Source organism: Thermus sp. LT1-2-5 (genome assembly GCF_040363165.1).
In the GTDB taxonomy this organism is placed as follows: domain Bacteria; phylum Deinococcota; class Deinococci; order Deinococcales; family Thermaceae; genus Thermus.
The window spans coordinates 1-22,443 of sequence record NZ_BSRG01000012.1 but is presented as its reverse complement, the minus strand read 5'-3'; the positions used below and the strand labels follow the sequence as shown (position 1 = coordinate 22,443).

The window sequence follows — 22,443 nt, the reverse complement described above, 5'->3', positions numbered from 1 at the left end:
TAAGCCAAGACCATTGCGGCCTCACCACCTTTCCACCACCACCTTTCGTTGGGTGTAGAAGAGGAAGGCATCGGGCCCGTGGGGGTGGAGGTCGCCGAAGAAGGAGCTCCGCCAGCCGGAGAAGGGGTAGAAGGCGAAGGGCTGGGCCACCCCCACGTTCACCCCCACCATGCCCGCCTGCACCCCCTCCCGGAAGGCCCGCGCCGCCTTGCCGCTTTGGGTGAAGATGCAGGCCATGTTCCCGTAGGGCACGGCGTTGGCCTGGGCGATGGCCTCCTCCAGGGTCTTGGCGTAGGCAACGGAGAGCACCGGCCCGAAGATCTCCTCCCGCCCCACGGCCATCCTGGGGGAAACCCGGTCCAGGACCGTGGGCCCCAGGAAGAAGCCGGGGCCCTCCACCCCCCGTCCGTCCAGGGCCAAGCCCGCCCCCTCCTCCAGGCCCCTTTGGATGTAGCCCACCACCCGCCGGCGGTGCTCCTCCCGGATGAGGGGGCCCACCTGCACCCCCTCCTCCCACCCCGGGCCCACCTTGAGCCTGCGGGCCGCCGCCACCACCCGCTCCAGGAGCTCGGGCCCCACCTCCCCCACCCCCACGGCCACGCTCCCCGCCAGGCAGCGCTCCCCGGCGTTGCCGAAGGCGGAGTTGAGGATGGCGGGCACCGCCTGCGCCAGATCGGCGTCGGGCAGGACCACCAGGTGGTTTTTGGCCCCCCCGGCGGCGGAGACCCGCTTGCCGTGGGCGGCGGCCAGGGCGTAGATCCTGCGGGCCACGGGCTCGCTGCCCACAAACTGCACCGCCCGCACCCCGGGATGGGTGGCCAGGGCCTCGGCGGCCTCCTTCCCCCCGTGGACCAGGTTGAGGACGCCCTCGGGGAAGCCGGCTTCCAGGAAGAGCTCCGCCAGACGCACGGCTCCCAAGGGGGTGCGCTCGGAGGGCTTGAGGACGAAGGTGTTCCCCGCCACCACGGCGATGGGGAACATCCAGAGGGGGATCATGACGGGGAAGTTGAAGGGGGGGATGCCCGCCACCACCCCAAGGGGATAGGAGAAGAGGTTCTGGTCCACGCCCCCCGTGACCTCCCGCAGGGTCCTCCCCTGGAGGAGGGTGGGGGCGGAAAGGGCGAAGTCCACCACCTCGATGCCCCGCCGTACCTCGCCCCGGGCCTCCTCCAGGGTCTTGCCGTGGTGGAGGGTGACCAGGCGGGCCAGGTCCTCAAGGTGCCTTTCCAAGAGCTCCTTGAAGCGGAACATGAGGCGGACCCGCTCCAGGAGGGGTGTCTGGCTCCAGTGGGCGAAGGCCCGCTCCGCCGCCTGGACCGCCTGGTCCACCTCCTCGGGGCCCGAGAGGGGAACCTCCTCCAGCACCTCCCCCGTGGCGGGGTTCAGGACGGGAAGGGTGGGGCGGGAAACCACCCGCCAATCGCCGCCAATGAGGTTCTTGAGCATAAGGGCTCCTAGAAGGGAAAACGGGGCGGGAGTAGCTCCCGCCCCGTACCCGATCAACGAATGCCGCGCCGCGTCAGGTCCTTGACCCGAGCTGCGTTCTCGGGAGTCACAAAACCCGGCCCCGTGAGGACCACATCGTTAGCGGGAAGGAGGCCATAGCGGTTGTAGAGGGTGAGGAAAACTATGGGCAGATAGCCCTGGAGATACTGCTGCTGATCGATGGCGAAATCCATTTGCTTCTTCTCCAGGGCGTCGAGAACCGCGGAAGAAAGGTCAAAGGTAGCAAAGCGGATGCGGCCCAAACGGCCGATTTGTTGCAAAGCCTGAAGAGCCGGCTCCGCGCCTACCGGGCCGAGGGTCAACACCGCCTCTACGTTCGGGTTCCGTTGCAGGTAGTTGGCGATGGCGTTACGGGCTTCAGTAAAGTCCTGCTTGACCGCAAGGATCTCCACCCTACCCTGAAGGCCATCCGAGAATCCCTTGCACCGCTGATCCAGGCCCACATTACCCACTTCGTGGTTCACACAAACCGCAGTCTTCACACCCGCAGCCCTCATGCGCTCCCCTGCTGCCTTGCCAGCTATGTATTCCTCCTGACCCACGTGCATGAGGACGCCAAAGCGCTTGAACACGTCGGCCCCGGAATTGATGGAAATCACAGGGATGCCTGCCCGGACAGCGGCCTGGATGGAACGGCCCAGGGCATCTGCGTCAGGAATCGAAACAACCAAACCATTCGGCTTGGCCGCCACGGCGGCATCGATAAGCTGTGCCATGCGAACCATATCGAAGGTCGTTGGGGCCCGGTACTCAACCTGGACACCCATCTCCTTGGCCGCCTGATCAACCCCGTTCTTGACCACCGACCAGAACGGGTCACCCGCCTGACCATGGGTAACCACGATAAAGCGGAGTTGTTGGGCCTGCCCAAAGCCTAAAGCCAACACCAAAGCCAACAGACCACCAAAGAGCCGCCTCATATCAACCCCCTTTGGTTCTTTCAAATCATAAGACACGATTTTGCGTTTTGTCAAGCTCGGGGGGGTTTGAAACCCCAGTTTCCTGGCGGTATCCTCGTCGATGACCCCCCCGCCCTTGCACCGTACCTATGAGGGTTTGAAACCCCGCCCCACCTATGCGCGCGCCACTAGGCGGTACTGCCTTGCACCGTACCTATGAGGGTTTGAAACCTAAACCTCGCCAGCATATAGCTTCCGACCGCGCCCTAAGAACCTCGAGCCAACCCCTTCGGTTAGCTAGGGCTTGCGCAGGTAGTGGACCTAAAGGAGCGGCTCGTGGAGCTAGGTTCTAGGGTTCGAAGCCGGCCTCACGTGTGGGCCAGATGCCCATCAGTCCTGCCGATATAGCCCTGCCTGCGACCGCCAAAGCTCGGCGTAGGTTCCACCCCGTTGCAGCAGGGCCGCATGGGTTCCTTCCTCCACCAGACGGCCTTGGTGCAGGACCAAGATCCGGTCTGCCATCTGCACCGAGCCCAGGCGGTGGGTGATGAGGAGCACCGTCTTGCCCCGGGTCAGCTCGGCGAAGCGGCGGTAGAGGTGGGCCTCTTCCTTGGGGTCCAAGGAGGCGGTGGGCTCGTCCAGCACCAGAAGCTCCGCCCGGTGGAAAAAGGCCCGGGCGAGGGCCACCCGTTGCCACTGCCCTAAGGACAGCTCGGTGCCCCCGAAGGAGCGGGACAGGAGGGCCTCCCAGCCGAGCGTTTCCACCAGCTCCCAAGCCCCGCCGGCCCGGGCCGCCGCTTCTAGGCGGGCTGGGTCGTGGGGGCCCGTGGGGTCGGAAAGGAGGATGTTCTCCTTGAGGGTTAGGGCGTACCGGCCGAAGTCCTGAAACACGGCGGCGATGTGAGCACGCCAAGCCTCTAGGTCCAACTCCCTTAGGCCCACGCCATCCACCAGGATGCGGCCCTCTGTGGGGTCGTAGAAGCGAAGGAGGAGCTTGACCAGGGTGGTCTTTCCCGCGCCGTTTTCGCCCACCAGGGCCAGACGCTCCCCTTTGCGGAGGGTGAAGGAGAGGCCCTCCAGAGCCCGCCGGCCATCGGGGTAGCAAAACCCCACCCCCTCAAAGCGGATCTCGGCAAAGGAGACCACAGGCCTTGCCAAGGCCTTCTCCTCCACCGCCGAGGGGGCGGCCAGAAAACCCTCCAGCCGCTCAAAGTACAGCAGGCTCTCGTAGAGCATGCCGGTATCCTGCACCAAGCCGTACAGGTTTTGTTGCAGGCTGCCCACGGACTGAAGGAGGAGGACCAGGCCCCCGAGCCCCCCTGCCCCCAGAAGGGCCTGCCGCAACCCCAGGAAGAGGGCCAGGGCGGTGAAGAGAGCGCTCAGGAGCACCAGCAGGCTGGCTCCCAGGGCTTGGCGGGTTCGGGCCCGCCGCAGGGTCTGGTAGAGGGTTTGGAAGGCCTCGAGGTAGCGGCCACGGAAAAAGGGCAGCAGTCCGAAGAGCCGCACCTCCTTGGCCGCCTCGGGCGTCAGGAGAACCTCGGCAAAGTAGCGCATCCGCCGGGCTTCGGGTGCCCCGAAGAGCAGGGCCTCCCAAACCCCCTTCTGGAGCCGGAAGGTGAGAAGCGCTTGGGGCAGGGTGGCCAGGAGCAGGAGCAAAGGGAACAAGGGGGCCAGGGTGAAGAGCAAGAAGAGCACCCCCGCCACGGTGAGCCCTCCCCGAAAGGCATTGTCCAGGAAGACCAGCAGGTTGAGAGGCTGGTAGGGGGCCTGGTCCCGCAGCACCTGGAGTGCGTCGTGGAAGCGGGGGTCTTCAAAAGGGGTCAGGTCGGGTGTGCGGCCCACCTTCTCCATCAGGAGCACGTGCACCCGGGCCGTGAGCTTTTCGTTCACCGCACCCTGAAGGTAGGCCACCCAAGGCGTGAGTAGAAAATCCAGGCTAAAGGCCAAGGCCAACCCTGCCAGCGGCCAGAGGAGGGCTGGGGTAAAGGAGCCGTCCCCTAGGGAAGCCGCCAGGTTATCTACGAGAAGGCGGGTGAGGCTAAGGACGGCTACCGGTACCAGCCCCCCCAGGGCCAATAGCCCCAACAGCAGGAGGCTCTCCCCAGGGGCCGCGCGGAAGATGTGCCGCAGGGCTGGGAGCAACAGGGGCCAGAGGGGGCTTTTTCTAGCCAACCGTGACCACCTCCTGCCCCTCAAGATACGTTTGCCAGCGCTTGGGGTTCATGAAGTTGGCTCCGCCCTACCACCCCTGCACGATGGAGCCCCTACCCGGTGTAGCCCCAAGAACCGCCCTCACGCTGAAAGGCGTTTCCATCCCGTTCCTCGCCCGCTTCATCTCACCCCTGCCAACCTCTTGTCCTGGCCCAAGGGGCGTACCGTGGCCGTGGGGGTACCCTGAGGGGCCCCGCTAGAGGGGTGAAAAAAGGGAGGATAGCCCAGGCGGCGAATGTGTTGACCGACTGCTGGAGGTCGCGTATCCTCCAACGGAGGTGTATCCGGTCTATCTTTGGGAACCTCCCTGCGCCGTGGCTGCGGGAAGAACCTCTTTGAAACGCCGGAGAGAAACCAAAGGGGGCCCTTGGAGCGCTCTTCACAACCCGCTTGCGCCCCTTTTGACCGCCCGGCGGCTTTTCAAGGTGTTTATGGTTTCATCTGAGGACGGGGGACCGTCATGAGCCACTTGCTTTTCAAAAAGGTGGATTACACGGTGGGCAAGCTCCTGGACGACATTGACCTGGGCGAGATCGGCCTTCCCGACATCCAGCGCCCCTTTGTATGGGACACGGCGCGGGTGCGGGACCTCTTTGACTCCATGTATCGGGGCTACCCCATCGGGACCCTCCTCTTCTGGGAAAACGGCCTCTCCGGGGAGCACCGCACCATTGGCGTGGGCTCTAAGCAAAAACCACCCCGCCTCCTTATCGTGGATGGCCAACAGCGGCTCACTGCCCTGTACGCTGCGATACGGGGCGTGCCCATTTTGGACAACAACTTTCAGCAACGCCACCTGCGCATCGCCTTTAACCCCGCCGAGGAACGCTTTGAGGTGAGCAACAAGGCCATCGAGCGGAGCCCGGAATGGGTTGCCGACATCAGCCTGCTTTGGAAGCCGGACTTTGACCAGTACGCTTTTATCTCCAAGTTCCTGGAGGAGCTCGCCCAACGCCGGGACCTCGGTCCGGAGGAACGGAAGCGCATCCCCAACGCCATCCAGCGGGTAGTGAACCTGGTCAACTACCCGTTGACGGCCCTCGAGATCTCGGCTAACGCCACGGAGGAGCAGGTGGCCGAGATTTTCGTGCGCATCAACAGCCGGGGCCGGGCCCTCAACCAGGCGGATTTCATTCTCACCCTGATGTCGGTTTTCTGGGACGAGGGCCGCAAGGAACTGGAACGCTTTGCCCGGGAGGCGCAACACCCGCCAACGGAGAACCGCCCTTCCCCCTTCAACCCCTATTTCCATCCAACCCCGGACCAGTTGCTTCGGGTGGACGTGGCGCTGGCGTTCCGCCGCGCCCGCCTCGAGCACGTCTACTCCATCCTGCGGGGCAAGGACCTACAGACAGGACAGTTCTCGGAGGAGAAGCGGGACGAGCAGTTCGCCCGGCTGCGAGAGGCCCAGGAGTATGTGCTCAACCTGCTAAACTGGCATGAGTTTCTCAAAATCCTCAACCGGGCTGGGTACATCCACCCCAGCATGATCACTTCCGAAACGGCCTTGGTGTACACGTATGCCCTTTGGCTCATCGGCAAGAGGGATTTCGGGCTGGATCCCCACGCCCTGCGCAACCTCATGGCCCGCTGGTTCTTCATGAGCGCCCTCACGGGCCGCTACTCGGGTTCTCCCGAAACCCGAATGGACCAGGACCTGGCCCTCTTGCGTGGCAGCGCGCGGCCCGAGGAGTTCGTGCGGGTTCTGGAGCAGGAAATGGCTGCGGTCCTTACCCCGGATTACTGGGAAGTGACGCTACCCAACGAGCTGGCCACGGCCCCAGCCCGCAGCCCGGGACAGGCGGCCTATTTCGCCGCCCTTGTGCTCTTGGATGCCCCCGTGCTGTACTCCTCCATGAAGGTGCGGGACCTGCTCCACCCCACCCTACAAGCCCAAAAAACGGCCCTGGAGCGCCACCACCTCTTTCCACGGAAGTACCTGGAGCGAAAGGGCATCACCGACCGCCGCGACGTCAACCAGGTGGCGAACTTCGCCCTGGTGGAGTGGCACGACAACATCCGCATCAGCGACCAGGCTCCGGCTGCCTACGCCCTCGAGTACGAGCGGAGGTTCCCGCCTGAGCGCTTGCGGGAGATGTACCGCTACCACGCCCTTCCCGAAAGGTGGTACGAAATGGAGTATGGGGCCTTCCTGGAGGAGCGCCGTCGCCGTATAGCGGCGGTCATTCGTGAGGGCTTTGAGAAACTGAAGGAAGGCTGACGCCTTTCCACGCAAGACCTTCCCCTCCCAAAGACCCCGCATCCGCCCACCTAGCCCCGCTTCTGCCCTGTTCGCCTTCCCTCAGGGAAAAGCCCGGCGGCCACAGCCCAAGGCGCCAAAGACTGGGGCATAACCCCTTACCCGGGCCAGGACCAGGCGCCTCGTTGCGTAGCGCCACCCGTGTGCCCATCCAGGGGCTTCCGATCAACGTTTGGCCAAAAATTCCAACACTCTCCTGAGCAGGAGGGCAGTAGCTTCCGCATCGTAGGAGGGAAGCGAGGGGTCCATAAAGAGGTGTTGGTCCCCAGGGTAGAGGAAAAGCTCACCGTTCGCCGCCTGGGCCATAAGTTCTTGAGCCGCATCCAGATCGCCTTCGTCAACAAACATGGGATCGGCCTCCATGGCATGAACCTGCACAGGGACTTCGCTCGGCCACGCCTGCGCGAATGCGGTGGCCGGCGCGCAGGAAGACACCAAGATAGCCCCCCTGGCACCCGGGCGAGTTTGGGCTAACTTCTGGGCCGGTAGCACACCCAGGGACAACCCGGCATATACCAAGTTGGCAGGTAAATTCTCTACCGCCCGTTCGCCCCGCTCGATGACCTCACCAAAGCCCAGTTCATGGACAAACCTCAGAGCCTGTTCAAGGTCGTTAAAAACTTGGCCGCCCAATAGGTCTGGCGTGTGCACGATGTGCCCTGCCCTACGTAGTTCTTCGGCCAGCGCTTTCACGCCCGTGGTTAACCCGAGGGCATGATGGAATAGCACAATCTCTGCCATGGGAGCTTCTCCAATACGCCGCCGCTCTGACTAGCTTACCCCAAGTGGCCGGTACGAGAGGGCAGCCGCTACGCTCCTAGAGACCACACACCCCTGGGTCGCACATAGGATGCCCTGCTCCAAGAGAGCCCCTAGGAGCGTTCTCCGGGTGCCCCTCGAGGGGAAGCCGCACGAACTCAAGGCACCAGGCCGTGCTCTAGGGGTGGGGAACGGTCTTCTTCGCCGATGGCTTTCCCGGGGCAAGCGGAAGAAGCAGGCCCGTTTGGCGGTGGCCCACAAGCTTTTGCGGCGGATGATGGGGCGGCTCGGCTCAGGGCCTACTACGCCGGTCGGCTGGACCAGATGGCTTGACAAAGCAGACCGTATCATTCCCCTTGGGCGTCGTCCTAGCCCACCACCGGCGCCGTGCCCGGTGCGGGCGATTTCCTTCCAGAAGATGCCCTCCTTCGCAGGGTCGCGGCGAGCCGAGGAGCTTTTGGGCTCACCCCAGATGGCCTCCTTCTGGATGAAGAGCCCCAAGGTGTTCCTGGAGGGAAATACTTCTCTCCATTACTGGATACCGAGCCGGGCTTCCAAGCCGTGCAACGCTCGTTGGGCCGCTTGGAGGACAGCCTGGTCACGTGAGGGCCTGGCAGATCAGCTCACGTAAGGAGGACTACGTGCTCCATCCCCTCAAGCTGAACGCAGAGAACGGTCCATCCCCACGCGTGTGGGGACTACCATTTGCTCGGAGTTTACTCCTCCGACCTTCGCGGTCCATCCCCACGCGTGTGGGGACTACTAAGCCTCCACTTCCTCACTCCCACCCCCTTCCGGTCCATCCCCACGCGTGTGGGGACTACGAAGACCCTCCGCCCCACGATGCGGGGCCCCCCGGTCCATCCCCACGCGTGTGGGGACTACGGGGCCGGGTCCTTTTCGCTAGTGGCGTTGGCGGTCCATCCCCACGCGTGTGGGGACTACAACTGGCGCGTGCACAAGGGTTCCCGTGGGCGCGGTCCATCCCCACGCGTGTGGGGACTACTTCCCAGGGGAAGCGAAGCGTTCGGCGGGGAACGGTCCATCCCCACGCGTGTGGGGACTACGGGCGGTAGAAGTTGAGGAAAGGCTCGATGCACGGTCCATCCCCACGCGTGTGGGGACTACACTTGACCAGGACGCTAAAAACCCCGCCTGACCCCCCTCTAAGTATCTAAAAGGGAGCTATTCCGGAGTTTGCTTGTCAAGATCCCCGCGCAAGCCTTTGCTGAGGCGTTCTAGCTTTTGCGCTTTGCGCATTGCCTCGGCATTGCGCACCGTCACTAGAAGTATACCATCAAAATCCCGCAGGTGCCGGTCCACATACCCGTGCAGCCTTAACGTAAAGCCCTGCTCCGTATTGGTCCTCCAGGCCATGGCGCATCGCCCATCCCCGGCTCCTTCCACCACCTTGGCCCATAGGAGTTCCCGCACCGTAGCGTTTACACGGCCAACAAAAACGCCTGTATCCACCTCCAAGAGCCAACGGGTCAACTCTCCCCTAAGGCTCCTCGGTACTCTCTCCAACACCATCACCACCATAGGCCACGCCCCCCTCCACCGCACCTTCCGGATCCCAAAGGCCCCCTGGGTGAGTAGGGTCCTCTTCCTCCCACCTTAGTTCTTCTGGGCCAAGTCCGGAGAAAAGGTCTAAGAGGTCCTCCACCATGCGTTCCAGGAGCCTTTCCTCCTCAATGCGCTCTCGGAGTGCGCGGCGAACGCGGCGCTCCACTTCCGCTTCAGACTCAGCTACGGTGCGGAAGGCAGCGGGTATAAGAAACTCGGTCTTATAGAGGTCGGCAACGTCGTACACGAAGGACAGTAGCTTACCCGTGTGGATAAACCCAAGGGAGGGGCTAAACCCTGCGCTGACGATAGCGGCATGGGCCAGGCCGTAGAGATAGGCGGCGCCGGAGGACAAAGCCCTGTTCACCGGGTCTGAGGCTACCCAGTTGCGGCGGTCATAGCTTCGGCCCTTCCAGGGAACGCCCGTTTCCTGGCTCCACCGGGCGTATGCGCTACGCACCCGCACCCCCTCGAGGCCCCGCACCTGTTCCAAGCTCAAGTCTCGGGGAAGGGGATCGGAAAAGCGCTTCTCGTAAAGGCGGTACACCACCTCCAGGTGCAGATTCGGGTCCGCCCAGGCTCGGGCTTGTCGCTCCAAGCGCAGGGCGCTTCGGGTGTCGCCAAGCCCTTGCGCGTAAAAGCGGGCCACCCCCTCCCCCACCCAACACACAGTGCATCCATTCCCGGTAAGGGCCCGTATGGCGGCATGGGTGATGCGGGTTCCGGGCCCCAGGAAGAGCACCCCCAAAGCGGCCGCCGGGACGAGGGTCAAGCCCTCCTTGTCGTAGATGCCGATGCCTTGGGCCTCTTGCTCCACAAAGGCGTGTTCCACGTAAAGATAGGAAAGCCCATCCCGAAACTTCGGGAGTTCCTTCAGGTTCCGGGTGTTGGGCACTGGAGGCATGGATCCTCCTCACGGAGCCACGGAAAGGAGACCGAGGCCCAAGGCTTTGCCCGGGCCGATGCCCCGTGCCAAGGTGGCGCGGGCCCGCTCCGGGTCCACCACCTCGAGGCGCCCCTCAAAAAGCACCGCTTGAACCTGCATCCTTCCACCTTCCCCTTCCCGCTTGCCCCGGGGAACCTCCAAAAAGGTGTCCTGGAGGATGCGCACGGCAAGCCCCTCTTCCCCTTCCACCAGACGGAAGCCCCCTTCGGCCAATCGCTTCTGGAGCCAGGCCACCTTCTCCCAGTAAGTCTTCAGAGCCACCCGCTTACCGCTACCCGCCAGCCGCTTACTGGGGTTGGCGCGCAAGCGGAAGCGGAGGAGTTGGCCAGGGTGGAAGACGGGGTTAAAGGGTTTCGGGGGATAGATTTCGGCGTAGCCTTCTTCCAGAACGCCCCAGTCCGGCTCGGTGAGGGTCTGCACCAAGACCACGGGGCGTTCGTGCGTCCGTGTGGGTTCCTGACGCCAAAGCAGGCGCTCCCTCCCCGCCTCGAGGGCCTGGGACACGGCCCGGGAGAGGGTGCGGTGCATCTCATAGGGGTTCGCCAGGTCGCGCCGGGCGGCCCTCGACCGGGGGTCCAAGACCAACTTGCTAATCCACATGGGCTTCCTCCCACACTGGAGGCCCTTTAGGAATTTCCTCCTTAGGAAGCACCTTTTCCAGCACGTAGCGGGCGCCGAAGCGGCGCTGGCTAAAGGGAGCCACGGGTTGGTCGTAGACCAAGCGGCCTTGGGGCGCCTCGAGGGCTAAAAGGAGGTCCTCTCGAGGTTCCCCTTTCCCCAAGTAGGGGTAGCGGCGCAGGGCTTCCTCCAAAGGCTCGTCCCGCAAGCCGTCGGGAAGGTAGGGGGGTGGGCTTGGGAGATACCCCTTCCGCCCCAAATAGAGGGGAAAGCGGGGATTAAGGAGAGCCCGGTGCAAGCTTTGCAAAAGGAACCTGTCCCCCTCCAACCCCACCAGGAAGGCGGCATCGGAAAGAAAGTAGCGCCAGCTCTGGACATCTCGCAGGCGCTTTAGGTCGGCGGCCACCACGCTTTGAGCGGTCTGGTAATCCACCTTCAACACACCCCTCCGGTCCACCCGCACCCCGAGCCGCAAAGCGGCGAGGTCAGAGATGTCCTCCGTCCGGTCCCGGCCCAAAGCGGCGGCGAGAAGTCCCACCACCCCGCTTTTGGTGGGGTACGGCCAGGTGTCCCGGTAATCAAAGCGGCTTCGGGTCCCCCAGGACTGCAAGGGCCCTTGAAGCCGCAGAAGGAGGGTGGGCACGCTACACCTCCAGAAGCTTCTTGATGGCCTCTTCAATCCGCCCGCGCAGGGTGGGCCAGTCCTCCACCAAGGGCAATGTCCCCGTCTCCGCCTCCGTGAGGTTTATGGCCCCTTTCCATTCGGGTTGCAGGGGGCCAAAGGCCCGGTCAAACCGCTCCCACTCCCGGACCAAGGCCTCCACGGACAAGGCGGAAAGTGCCCGGTCCTCTCTCGGACGTATCGGCCGCTCGAACGCCGTGGCCAAGTTGCGGGGAAGCCCTTCCCCCGCCCGGAAGGCCACGAATAAGGGAGGATTATGGGCGGCAAAGCTGTTTTGCTTGCCCGAGGGCAAGGTGCTGGCGAAGGCCGCAAAAAAAGCCAAAGCCCCTTTCAGGGCAAGCTCCTTGTCGCCCTGGAGGTTTTCCAGGAGCGTTTGCAGGTCCACCACGGCGTAACGGTAGAGGGTGGCGGAGTAGAACTCCACATCCCCCATCATCCCAGCCCCGGTTTCCTCCTTGGGGTTCAGGTCGTCCACAGCGGTGTAAAAGTCAAACTCCCGGTCCACCTTGTGGGTGGACAGGGCGTGGGCCACCTGGGCTGCCGCGTCCACCCCAAGCTCTGGCCGGTCCGCCAGCATCCGACCGAAAAGGGCCAGGTCTACCGCCTTCCCCCCGTCCAAGACCTTCTCTAGGGCCTTCTTAACCTCGGGGCTCACGTCCGTCTTCTTCTTCCCCTTCACCTCGCCCGAGAGGGCCTCGAGGTTAGCCCGGATTGCCTCAGCCAAGCGGTCTAGCTCCCTATTCCCCAGAAAGAGGAGATACTCGCTCGCCCCTCCCTCCTTGACACCAAAACCCAAGCTGTTGAGCGCATTCTCGATGGCTGGGCGGGCCCGGTCCTCGGGGAGGTCCGAAAGCCGCGTCAAAAGGGCTTCCAGCAAGCGCTTGGTGCGCACCGCCCGCTCAGACGGCTCCAGGAGAGGCCAATCCCGGAAGGCCACCCGCACCGCCCGCTTCTGCGCCTGGCTAGAGATGCGGGCGCGACGAAAGCCGCCGAAGAGGGCATCCTTAGGGCTTCCCGTGTCGTCCCGGTTGAGGTTGCTGGGAACCACCGTTTGGAGCACGTGCACTTCCAAAAGTTTCATTCTGCCACCTCCTCTTCCTTTATCCCCTCTTTAGCGCCGTAAAACTCTCGAGCCCAACGGGCTTGGACCCGCCGATTGGGATGGAACCAGTCCAACAGGTCCTCCAGAAGCTGAGCGAAGTCGAGGCCTCCTTCCACCAAGCCCACGGCTTGGCGAAGCCGAAAGGCAATCTGGTCGCGGTCTGCGTCCAGAAGAGCCAGGAAGCGCTTTTCTACACTTTTGGAGTCCCGCTCCTTCCCGGCAGCCCAAAGAGCCTGGGCCAGGCTTCGCCCGCTCTGGTGAGCGCCGTCCGTCAGGGCGAAGAGCCCCGCCACCAGGTAGTGGGCTTCCCTGGCCCAGCCCTCCTGCCGCACGAAGGGCTCCACGTAGGGCATGGCGGGAGGGTAGGCCCCCAAGGGAAAAGCCAGGCTCCGGCGCAAAGCCGCCCGGGCCGGGGTCCAGATGGTCCCTGTTTGCAGGGACATAAGCCAGTTCAAAAACGCCGCTCCCTTCACGCGCTCACCTCCTCAAGCTCCTTCAAGGCAAAGGTCAAGGCCCTTTCACCCTCCGCCAAGGCGGCCAGGTGCCGGCCTTCGGTCCCTACGAAGAGTCGTGTTTCCTCCCAAGCGCGGAGCGCCGCCTGGCGAAGCCGCAGGCGCCACGTGTCCAGGGCGTTGGGCTGGCTCAGGGCCTCGAGGAGCTCCGGGAAAGCCAAGTCCAGGCTTGCCCAGTAGCTTCGCAGTAGCGGCAAAGAGCGGACAAAGGCCTCCAGCTCCTTGGCGTCCTTATCCCCCAAGACGCCCCGCGCCACCCTCCAGGCCACGGAGCGAAGCGCCTCGCCCAGCCGTTCCGCCTTCCCCAAAGCCGCCTCCAGGGCAAGGGCACCTTGGGGCAGAAGGAGGGCCGAGGGCAAGGGGTAAACCTCCCGCCTCGCGTCCAAAACCTTGGCTTGGTCCGACACCTGGCCCAAAACCCTTAGCCGATGCGCCCTCCCCACCTCGAGGCCTACGGCGCCCGCATGGCGGAGCGTTCCCGGTAGGGTCCCTCCCGCAGAGGGAAGCATGGTCCCGAAGTCGCGCCAAAAGCTACGCTCCTCGCTTAAGCGCAAGGGGAAGATAGTGCCCTTGGCGTCCGTGCGGTAGGCCACCATGGGGTCACGAAAGATTACGGGTAGCGGCTCCACCCCGGGGCCGTAGCCCATGTACCGGACCCCATCTCCTTCGTCCAGAAGGCGTACTCCCCGACTTGGCCAGGTATAGACCCGGGTGACGCCGGAAAGGGCCCACTTGGTGGCCCCGTTTTCCACGTCCTTTTGCTTTAGAGGGGGCACTTCCCAAAGGGGTTTGTCGTCCTCACCCTCGTAAGGCACCAAGTTCAGAACCAGGGTTTCAAACAGGGTCTCACCCGTAGGAAGGAACACGGCGGCACGGGCCAAGGGCGCGTCCTTGCCCGAAGTAACCCCAAGCCGCCTGAGAAGACCGCCCAGGGCGAAGCTTTGGTGGACCACCAGGGCCCGGGCCGCTTCGGCGTAGGGGATTTTTACCGGGCTCTCGTCCGTGCTGTGGTCAAAGAGGGTGGGGTTGTTGCCGCCAGCCAGCTCCGGACGGAGCTTGGTCCAGGGAACGGGCTCCTCCTCGGGGAGGTCTGCAATTTGGAAAAAAGGAGCCTCCGGATGGAACAGCCAAAAGCGGGGGTGATAGCGGTCCAGATAGCTCTGAAGGGCGCCCTGGTCAAATTGCCCCCCGTCCAGGAGGTCGGCGGCGTCTTGCTCGTCCCGCACCGGGGGCAGGGCGCGGTGGAGAAGGGCCAGGAGGAGGCGGTGAAGGGCCGCCTCCTCCAAGGGGGAAGCGGTTTCTATGCGGGCGATGGTGTGGGCCTCGAGGAGCGCCTCCCCCAGGCTCACCTGGTACACCTGCCCATCCTTTAGCACGGGGATCCACGGCTCTTCCAGGAGGTTGAACTTTTCCACGCTCTCACCTGATCCCAGGGTAATACCTAAACCCGTCATTCCCTGACGGGAACGTACACCACCCCGAGTTCCGGGTCCAGATCCACCCGGAAGGCCCCCTTACCCTCACCGAATACGCTACCCACCTCCAAGGGGCGCAAACTCCGGAGGAGGCCGCTTTTTCCCCAGGCGGGAGGAGGCTCGCTCTTGAGGAGTTCATGGGGTATCGGGTAGCGCGAAAGCCGCACCGCTCGCCGCCAAAGGGATACCGCCTCACCCTTGGAAAGCTCGCCTTTGAGCCGCGCGGGCCGCCGCCCTTCGGGGTCCAGGTAGAGGCCTTGGCCCACCCGATAGAGGGGCACCACGGGCACGCTGGCCTCCCCTAAACGGGTAAGAAGGCGCTGGGTGTGGGGGTCTTCCACCTCGTCGTCCAGGCGCAAATCGGAGGCCAAGTGGGCGGCGTCCCCTTCCCTTAGGAGCCTTTCCGGTTCCCATAGGGCCAGGTTTTGGGCCGTCTTCTCCTCCTTGGCCCGGCGTTCTTCCATGCGTTTATAACTCTTCTCGGCCTGGTCCCGGAGGGCTTCGGGGAACCCAAGGGGCTCCCGGGCGTAGACCTCTTCCAGAAGGGCCTCGAGGTCGTCCGGCACCCGCAAATCCCCCCTGTCCTTCAAGGCGAGCCAGGTAGAGAGGAGAACGTATTCCTCATATACCTTGTCCCAGTAAAGCTCCCCCCAAGCCTCGGTTTCCTCCAGGCCGCCCACCCAAAGCCGGGCCTCGTGGTGCCCCGGCGGGCGGGGCCTTGGGTGGCGGTGAAGCCTGCCCGCCCGCTGGAAGAGGAGGTCAATGGGGGCGAGATCGCTGTAGAGGAGGTCAAAGTCTAGGTCCAGGCTCTGCTCCGCCACCTGGGTGGCCACCAGGATGGCCCGCTCGGGCCTCGGGCCCTTTTTGCCGAAAAGCGCTAGGGCCACGGACTCCCTGAGGGCTCGGTCCTCGGCGGGAAAGCGGGCATGGAGAAGGAACACCAAGGTTCCGTCCCCCAGGACCTTCCCCACCACTTGACTCCCCTTTTCCTCCCGCATCTCGAGGAGCTCCGCCCACGGGCCCTCATGGGGACCATGGGGGAAGCGGTGGAGAAGGCCAGCGAGGGTGAGGGGCTCACCCTTTCCCAGGGCCCGGTATAGGGTTTGGGCCCGGTCCACGGTGTTCACCACAGCGCCCAGGGCTCCAGGCAGGGCGGCAAGGAGCTTGGCTGCTAGACCTTCGGGTTCTACTGGGGCCCGGTCCAGGCGGATTTGCCGCGAGGGAACGGGCAGGCTAACCGCACCTATTAACGCTTTGCCGAAGGCGGCCAACCGGGGATAGGGAGGGAGCTCCCCCTGCGACACCCCCCAGGCCCGAAGAAGGGCGGCCCGCTTGGCCTTGGGGAGCGTGGCCGTCATGAGGACCACGCTGGAGCCCAGGGACCTGAGCCACCGGAGGAGGGCCTCGAGGAGGCTCGAGGTGTAGGTATCGTAAGCGTGGACTTCGTCCAGCACCACCACCCGGTTCATGAGCCCCCAAAGCCGCACGAAGTGATGCTTCACCGTGAGGACACCCAGTAGCGCCTGGTCTAACGTGCCAACCCCGTGAGGGGAGAGCATGGCCCGCTTCTTGGCGGAAAACCAGGCGGAGGCGGATACCGCCCCCTCTTCCTTCTCCACGCTCCCGTCAAAAACTTGGGCGGGATGGGTCCTCTCCAACAAGTCCTCGTAAAGCGGGTTGAGTATGGCCGCCCCGTGTTGCAGCTGAAGGTCCAGGACACCAAGGGCCAAAACCTTCAAGAAATCCCGTACCCTAGGGAAGAGGCCGTTGGCCGTGGCTTGGGTGGGTAGGGCCACGTAAAGACCCCGATGCTTCAGGCGCTCCGCCAGCAGGTGGTAGGCGTACAAGGCCGCTTCCGTCTTGCCCATCCCCATGGGGGCCTCCACCAGGAGAAGGAGGGGCTCCTGGGCGTGGTCCAGAAGGGGCGGGATGGCCCTTTGTAAATTGTTAGGGGGAAAGGGAAAGATTTGGGAAAACTCCCTCAGGGGCTGGGGCTCGCGTTTGCGCCAGCCCACCCGATCCAAAGCCTTCTCTGCTAAGGCCAGGGCTTCCTCCAGGTACTCTGGCCTAAGAGGGTCGCGCCCGTAAGGAAAGAAGCTCGGGTCGGAAGCGATCCAGTCAGCAAAGGAGGCCAGGGCCATAACCCGAAGCACCGCTTCCGGGGAAACTTCCTGAAGGGGGGGTACTGGGGCTCCCGTGGCTTGGCGCAGGCGCTCCACCAACCAAGCCCGCACCTCCCGCCACCCATGGGGCTCGCTCTGGACATGAAGGGTTGCCCGCTGAAGCTCGCTGCCCTGGGCGGAAAACCCGTGGTGGGCCCCTAGGGCCCTTGCCAAGCGGGAAGCGGCCCTACGTCCTAACCCCAGGGCCCGCAAAGCGTCTTTAACGTAAAGCTCGGTAAGGACGCCGTGCGCTACCCACGAGTCGTCATCCTCAACGATTTTGTCCCAGGTGAGCCCGGCGTTCCTAACCCTTTCCGCCCCCTCTTTCCAGGCGGCTTGGAAAACCGGGCTGGCTTTGCCGAGGTCGTGAAGGCCCACCAGAAAGGCAACCCACTTTATCGCGTCCTCCCAGCTCAGGCCAGAGTCCAAAGCGTAAAGGGCCAGGGACCGAGTGGGCTCGCGAAAGAGGATGGCCTGCGCCACGGCAGCGCTATCCAGCATGTGCGCCAAGAGGGGGTGAAATGGATCTCCGCTCTTGGCCCAAAGTACACGGGCGGCCTCGGTAATGTTCACTCGCACCGCCCCCCTTTTACCCCGTAAAGGCGACAGGAGATGACGCCTTCTCCAGAACCCTCCGGGCTTCCTCTAACCAAAGCGCGCGAAGCTCCTCCGGGGCCAATACTTCCACTCGAGGGCCAAAACTTTGGATCCAGGCTAGGGCCTCCCACGGCACGCCCCCTTTAAAAGGGGCGGCTTTTAGGCGGGCCAGGAGCCCACCATCGGGCAGTTCCCGCTCAATTTCCAGGCCTGGGTAATCCCCCTCCAATACCCGCCACGCCGCCTCGGGAGCGAAGCGAAGGCGGATGTCCACAGCTTCTTGACGCACCCCCACCACGCCCCAGGCTTGGCGGAAGTATTGGTTGGGGTCAAAGTCCTTGGGAAGCTCGTAGTCCTCGTCTAGAAGCCGGGCGTTGCGCATGCGGGAAAGCTTGAAAGTGAGGACGGAACGGTGGTAGCTACGCTCGTACCCCACGGCGTAAAGCCCCAGGTTGGTTCGGTTTGCTTCCAGAAAGTACACCAATAGCTCCTTGGGCCGCCAGTTCTTCGACCCACCAGATCGGTACTCAAAAGCTAGCACCCTTCGCTCTAGAAGGGCTCGCGCCACCATTTCCAGGTTCCGGCTATCGCCCCTGCGCTCGGCCAAGCCTTGCGTGCTCCGAAGGAGGAGGTCCCGCAGGGGTTCGGGGAGCATACGGGCCAGTTTTTCCAGGGCCGCCCCGTATTGCCGAGTCGGAGCCTGGTGGTACAGCAAGCGGCCAGCGGCGAAGAGGGCCAAAGCCTCCACAGGGTGGAGGGGCGGAGGACGGTCTGGGATCCGGTACAGGCCACGGCTCACCCGCTCCAGGGGATAGCCTTGGAGGACAAGGGCCTCGAGGTCCCTTTCTACTGTACGCTCGCTTATGCCGAACTGGCGCGCCAGTTCACTCACCCGATGCGGCCTGAGACTAAGCCTCTCAATTAGTTGCAATAGGCGAGCAGCTTTGGGCAGGTTCGCCATCTCTTAGCAAGTCTAAACCCAGAGGGGCTTGCAAGCGTGGTATTATAAACCCAACTAGGCCTTGGGTCGCTTGGCTGCGCATAAGAAAGGGGCCTAGTGGGGATCTTGAAAGCCTACTTCCAATAGCCCTTCTTGCATTAAGTCCACTTTAGATACTTAGCAGGGGGGGAGCAGGAATTTTTGCCGTCTAGGCCATGTGTAGTCCCCACGCACGTGGGGATGGACCGAGGGTCTGAAGAGGTTTGAGCCCATTATCCGCGTAGTCCCCACGCACGTGGGGATGGACCGCCTCCTCGAGGGTAGGCCATTCATGGGCGGTCGTAGTCCCCACGCACGTGGGGATGGACCGGATACCGTGGGCAATATGCGGGGTAGTGAACTGTAGTCCCCACGCACGTGGGGATGGACCGACGAAGTACGGCACGTGGGAGATTGTCGCCCCCGTAGTCCCCACGCACGTGGGGATGGACCGGTTCGCTCCGTGGAGGACCTCGCAAATATGAGGTAGTCCCCACGCACGTGGGGATGGACCGAACCGGACCCCCAAACCCCGCTAGCCCTAACCGTAGTCCCCACGCACGTGGGGATGGACCGCTCACCACCCCTACGGCTACTAATGGCCCCCCGTAGTCCCCACGCACGTGGGGATGGACCGCCCCCCCCTACCCAGTCTGCAGACTAGCTATAGTAGTCCCCACGCACGTGGGGATGGACCGGGGGCGTGATGGCTAGGGACCCTTGGGCGCCGGTAGTCCCCACGCACGTGGGGATGGACCGTCCACAAACATTTCTCCCATCAGGCCCTGGCCGTAGTCCCCACGCACGTGGGGATGGACCGATGCGGGCCATTTCACCGGCGGGTCCCTCAATGTAGTCCCCACGCACGTGGGGATGGACCGGCTAGGGGGGGCTCATGGTGAGCCCCCCCCTAGTAGTCCCCACGCACGTGGGGATGGACCGGCCTCAATATAAGAGGCAGAAACTGCCTCACCGTAGTCCCCACGCACGTGGGGATGGACCGTCTTTGTAGCCCATGCGGGACAGGGCGGCTAAGTAGTCCCCACGCACGTGGGGATGGACCGTACAACCCTCCACAACGGTCGCCCATACGAACGTAGTCCCCACGCACGTGGGTATCAACCAATAACGAGTATTGCCCAGAAGTTTACACTCCATCGCTTTCCTCCCTTTTACAGGCCCTTACCAGGGACACAGTAGCTTTTAGATAGTTCAGTGACTCATTCTGTGCCACCCATGGTAAACCTGGTCGAACCGGGGCCTGGGTCTGTGGGAGTGCAGGAGTGCGTATTTGGCACGGATACCGTACTGACCAGCAACCTTGCGAAGGTTCCGGTCACGGTGTTCGTTGGACAGGGGCAGGGAGTGTATAGGGGGAGCGAAAACGCCTATATGAGAGGTGCTTACCTCGTAAGGTTGGGGACTTGGCCCAAAACCTCCCGCAGGGGCATGTGGCGATGTCTTCCCCAAAGGGCGTATACCGGTCAGGTCCGATCTCCCCTCCTCAGGCCTCCCAGGGGTTGACCAGGCGCAGGCCCGGGATTCCCGAGAAGTCGGCGACGTTTCGCGTGGCCAGCGTCATCCGGTGGGCCAAGGCGATGGCGGCGATCTGGGCATCCTCCACGCTGATGGGCCTGCCCTTCCGTTGCCGGGCCGCCACGATGCCCCCGTAGTGGACGGCGGCCGCCTCGTCAAAGGGAAGGCACCGGCCGGCGAAGTCCTCCTCAAACATGGCCCGGATGGCCTCCCTCAATGCCCTTTTCCGTTTACCCTCCGGCATTAGGGCCAACCCGAGCTCCATCTCAGCGCGGCTGATGGCAGACACCCAAACCCTCTCGGGGCTTTGCCGGTCTAGCCAAGCCACCACCCGCTCCGATGGCTGGGGCCGGATAAACTCCGAGAGCACGTTGGTGTCCAGGAGGATCATGGGCGCTTACGCTAGCTGGGGCGGTTTGCGAGGTCTCCGGCGGGGGGGCACTTGGAAGGTCTCGTCGGCCACACCTTGGAACCGCTGGCGCAGGTGGGTGCCGAGCCCTTGGGGAAAGGGAGTGCCCAGGAGAACGGCCCGGAGGATGCGCCGGGCTTCCTCCTCCATGGAAACCCCATGGAGGGCCGCCCGAAGCCGCAGGGCCCGCTTGGTGGCCTCGTCCAGGTTGCGGATGGTCAGGGTGGCCATGCCCATCACCCCCTAGGGTTATTTCGCTAGCATCTTAAGCTTCGCCATCATTGCTGTCAAGCCGCTGTGGTCAGTCAAGGCATTTGAGGCTCCGGGGAAACCGACTCCTGGGGTAGGGTACCTAGAAACCTCGCTGATCCCGCGACAGGTAGAGAGCGGACGTATGGGGAATATCGGCCAAAACTGCTTCGCGGGTACGTGGACCAGCACCTGTGGGGTTTTGATAGTATACTTTTCGTGACGGTGCGCAACGCCGAGGCACTACGCAAAGCGCAAAAGCTAGAACGCCTCAGCAAAGGCTTGCGCGGGGATCTTGACAAGCAAACTCCGGAATAGCTCCCTTTTAGATACTTAGAGGGGGGTCAGGCGGGGTTTTTAGCGTCCTGGTCAAGTGTAGTCCCCACACGCGTGGGGATGGACCGCTCAGGCGTGGCCTCCCCGGGGTGCGCTTCCAGTAGTCCCCACACGCGTGGGGATGGACCGGAGGTTAGGATGGTCAAGAAGGAGGGGTACGGTAGTCCCCACACGCGTGGGGATGGACCGAACCCGTACATTCGCCTCATGATGCCCATTCAGTAGTCCCCACACGCGTGGGGATGGACCGTTTGCCCCTGGCCACCGCCGCCTTTGCCATTGTAGTCCCCACACGCGTGGGGATGGACCGGCCCTTTGGTAATCGTGGTTTCCGGGTACTATGTAGTCCCCACACGCGTGGGGATGGACCTGCGGCGTATATGCCCCGCAAGCGCTTGATGGGGTAGTCCCCACACGCGTGGGGATGGACCGAGCGCGGGGCAAGCGCCCCGCAAACCGGAAAGTAGTCCCCACACGCGTGGGGATGGACCGTTGCCCACGGCGGCCATCGTGTATAACGCCCCGTAGTCCCCACACGCGTGGGGATGGACCGTCTAACCTAACCACGTCGCACCTCCCGTGTACGTAGTCCCCACACGCGTGGGGATGGACCGCGTTAGTTGGCCCGTGGGAACAGGCGTATGCCGTAGTCCCCACACGCGTGGGGATGGACCGTGATTTCCTCGGCCATAGCCGCTATCCTAGCCGTAGTCCCCACACGCGTGGGGATGGACCGGCCGATGTACATCGCCTTGGTGTGCCCAAGGGTAGTCCCCACACGCGTGGGGATGGACCGAACCCCGTGTTGAGGTGGAATGCACCCTTAGCGTAGTCCCCACACGCGTGGGGATGGACCTAGACCAGGTAGTGGTAGCCGATATGCGGCCACGTAGTCCCCACACGCGTGGGGATGGACCAGTAATGGTGCGGGAAGCGCTCAAGGGAGCTTTACTAGACGTCAAGATCCACATCGCCTCTGCCCAAGAAACGGCAAATGCATCGAAAAGTAGTCTCCAGAAATATGTACCCCAGTGTCTGAAGACCAAGAACCAAAATAAGCAAACAACTTAGAGGGGCTCCACCATAGGTCTCAATCCGATAAGGAAGACACGGGCATGCGGGGGCTGGCTCAGGGCGAAAATCACCGCCTCCGCCACTTCCTCCGGGCGCAGGAAGGCGTTTAGGCGGGGGTCTCCTGGGGTTCTCCCGGTACCCCAAGCAAACTCGGTGTTCACCCCGCCGGGAGCCACTACGCTTACCCGAATGCCCTTGGGCCTAAGCTCGTGGTCAAGGGCCTGGGCGAAGCCCACCTGGGCGAACTTGCTGGCACAGTAAACAGCCTCCTGGGGCAAGCCTCTGAGGCCCGCCACGGAGGCTATGAAGACCAGGTCCCCGGATCCCTTTTGCAGGAGAGGGGGTAGAAAGGCCCGGGTAACGAGAAAACTGGTTCGCATGTTGGTGTCCATGATCCAGTCGTAATCCGCAGGGGTGAAATCCAAGATAGGTCCGTACTTACCCGACATTCCGCACCCCTCTCCCTTGGCCTTAGGATTTTGGGATGGAAACCACACCCAACCTACAGGTGTACGACCTGGGCCACCTGGGCCTGGTGGCCAGCATCCTGGATCAGATAGGACTG

17 protein-coding genes, 1 pseudogene and 3 CRISPR repeat arrays are annotated in these 22,443 nt (G+C 63.5%); of the genes and pseudogenes, 2 read left to right on the top strand and 16 right to left on the bottom strand.

Features of this window, described 5'->3' with window-relative positions:
* Nucleotides 1–21 precede the first annotated feature (21 nt).
* The 3 genes from ABXG85_RS10030 to ABXG85_RS10020 all read right to left on the bottom strand — a co-directional run bounded on the left by ABXG85_RS10030 (nt 22) and on the right by ABXG85_RS10020 (nt 4,577).
* Nucleotides 22–1,446 (bottom strand): CoA-acylating methylmalonate-semialdehyde dehydrogenase, encoded by a 1,425-nt coding sequence (locus ABXG85_RS10030; protein ID WP_353513494.1) that lies wholly within the window; start codon nt 1,444–1,446, stop codon nt 22–24.
* A 53-nt stretch (nt 1,447–1,499) separates the two neighbouring features.
* Nucleotides 1,500–2,426 (bottom strand): sugar ABC transporter substrate-binding protein, encoded by a 927-nt coding sequence (locus tag ABXG85_RS10025; protein ID WP_353513493.1) that lies wholly within the window; start codon nt 2,424–2,426, stop codon nt 1,500–1,502.
* A 369-nt stretch (nt 2,427–2,795) separates the two neighbouring features.
* Nucleotides 2,796–4,577, bottom strand: a complete 1,782-nt coding sequence (locus ABXG85_RS10020) for an ABC transporter ATP-binding protein (RefSeq protein WP_353513492.1) — start codon at nt 4,575–4,577, stop codon at nt 2,796–2,798.
* Nucleotides 4,578–5,076: 499 nt separating this feature from the next.
* On the opposite strand from ABXG85_RS10020, the gene ABXG85_RS10015 reads away from it, so the two are divergent.
* The gene (locus tag ABXG85_RS10015; protein ID WP_353513491.1) at nt 5,077–6,837 is read left to right on the top strand and encodes a GmrSD restriction endonuclease domain-containing protein; all 1,761 of its coding nucleotides are present in this window, start codon (nt 5,077–5,079) and stop codon (nt 6,835–6,837) included.
* 204 nt (nt 6,838–7,041) lie between these two features.
* On the opposite strand, the gene ABXG85_RS10010 is transcribed toward ABXG85_RS10015, so the two are convergent.
* Nucleotides 7,042–7,617, bottom strand: coding sequence for a dienelactone hydrolase family protein (locus ABXG85_RS10010; protein ID WP_353513490.1), 576 nt, complete (start codon nt 7,615–7,617; stop codon nt 7,042–7,044).
* 223 nt (nt 7,618–7,840) lie between these two features.
* Here ABXG85_RS10010 and ABXG85_RS10005 point away from each other — a divergent pair.
* A pseudogene (locus tag ABXG85_RS10005) lies at nt 7,841–7,968 on the top strand (IS110 family transposase); the annotation flags it as partial.
* 340 nt (nt 7,969–8,308) lie between these two features.
* A CRISPR array of direct repeats spans nt 8,309–8,763; the repeat unit is 29 nt; unit sequence CGGTCCATCCCCACGCGTGTGGGGACTAC.
* A 57-nt stretch (nt 8,764–8,820) separates the two neighbouring features.
* On the opposite strand, the gene cas2e reads toward ABXG85_RS10005, so the two are convergent.
* The 12 genes from cas2e to ABXG85_RS09945 form a co-directional block, all read right to left on the bottom strand.
* Nucleotides 8,821–9,177: a type I-E CRISPR-associated endoribonuclease Cas2e gene (gene cas2e / locus ABXG85_RS10000; protein ID WP_353513489.1), complete on the bottom strand. Its 357-nt coding sequence runs from the start codon at nt 9,175–9,177 to the stop codon at nt 8,821–8,823.
* Nucleotides 9,137–10,105 (bottom strand): type I-E CRISPR-associated endonuclease Cas1e, encoded by a 969-nt coding sequence (cas1e, locus tag ABXG85_RS09995; protein ID WP_353513488.1) that lies wholly within the window; start codon nt 10,103–10,105, stop codon nt 9,137–9,139. The genes cas2e and cas1e overlap by 41 nt, the downstream gene beginning before the upstream one ends.
* 9 nt (nt 10,106–10,114) lie before the next feature.
* Nucleotides 10,115–10,747, bottom strand: coding sequence for a type I-E CRISPR-associated protein Cas6/Cse3/CasE (cas6e, locus tag ABXG85_RS09990; RefSeq protein ID WP_353513487.1), 633 nt, complete (start codon nt 10,745–10,747; stop codon nt 10,115–10,117).
* Entirely contained in the window at nt 10,737–11,408 is a 672-nt protein-coding gene (gene cas5e, locus ABXG85_RS09985; RefSeq protein WP_353513486.1) for a type I-E CRISPR-associated protein Cas5/CasD, read from the bottom strand. The genes cas6e and cas5e overlap by 11 nt, the downstream gene beginning before the upstream one ends.
* Before the next feature lies 1 nt (nt 11,409).
* Nucleotides 11,410–12,528 carry a type I-E CRISPR-associated protein Cas7/Cse4/CasC gene (cas7e, locus tag ABXG85_RS09980; RefSeq protein ID WP_353513485.1) on the bottom strand — a complete coding sequence of 373 codons (1,119 nt, stop codon included), beginning with the start codon at nt 12,526–12,528 and terminating at the stop codon, nt 11,410–11,412.
* Nucleotides 12,525–13,022, bottom strand: a complete 498-nt coding sequence (gene casB / locus ABXG85_RS09975) for a type I-E CRISPR-associated protein Cse2/CasB (protein WP_353513484.1) — start codon at nt 13,020–13,022, stop codon at nt 12,525–12,527. Before casB ends, cas7e begins: the two co-directional genes overlap by 4 nt.
* Nucleotides 13,019–14,476 (bottom strand): type I-E CRISPR-associated protein Cse1/CasA, encoded by a 1,458-nt coding sequence (casA, locus tag ABXG85_RS09970; protein WP_353513483.1) that lies wholly within the window; start codon nt 14,474–14,476, stop codon nt 13,019–13,021. Before casA ends, casB begins: the two co-directional genes overlap by 4 nt.
* Before the next feature lie 35 nt (nt 14,477–14,511).
* Nucleotides 14,512–17,271: a CRISPR-associated helicase Cas3' gene (cas3, locus tag ABXG85_RS09965; RefSeq protein ID WP_353513482.1), complete on the bottom strand. Its 2,760-nt coding sequence runs from the start codon at nt 17,269–17,271 to the stop codon at nt 14,512–14,514.
* A gap of 16 nt (nt 17,272–17,287) precedes the next feature.
* Nucleotides 17,288–18,256 (bottom strand): helix-turn-helix transcriptional regulator, encoded by a 969-nt coding sequence (locus ABXG85_RS09960; RefSeq protein ID WP_353513481.1) that lies wholly within the window; start codon nt 18,254–18,256, stop codon nt 17,288–17,290.
* Between the two features lie 198 nt (nt 18,257–18,454).
* A CRISPR array of direct repeats spans nt 18,455–19,399; the repeat unit is 29 nt; unit sequence GTAGTCCCCACGCACGTGGGGATGGACCG.
* 379 nt (nt 19,400–19,778) lie between these two features.
* On the bottom strand, nt 19,779–20,201 hold the full coding sequence (locus ABXG85_RS09955; RefSeq protein WP_353513480.1) for a type II toxin-antitoxin system VapC family toxin: 423 nt from the start codon (nt 20,199–20,201) through the stop codon (nt 19,779–19,781).
* Between the two features lie 6 nt (nt 20,202–20,207).
* Complete coding sequence (locus ABXG85_RS09950) at nt 20,208–20,450, bottom strand: FitA-like ribbon-helix-helix domain-containing protein (protein ID WP_353513479.1); 243 nt, start codon at nt 20,448–20,450, stop codon at nt 20,208–20,210.
* 393 nt (nt 20,451–20,843) lie between these two features.
* Nucleotides 20,844–21,722: a CRISPR direct-repeat array (repeat unit 29 nt; unit sequence GTAGTCCCCACACGCGTGGGGATGGACCG).
* Nucleotides 21,723–21,871: 149 nt separating this feature from the next.
* Entirely contained in the window at nt 21,872–22,327 is a 456-nt protein-coding gene (locus ABXG85_RS09945; RefSeq protein WP_353513478.1) for an SDR family oxidoreductase, read from the bottom strand.
* Between the last annotated feature and the right edge of the window lie 116 nt (nt 22,328–22,443).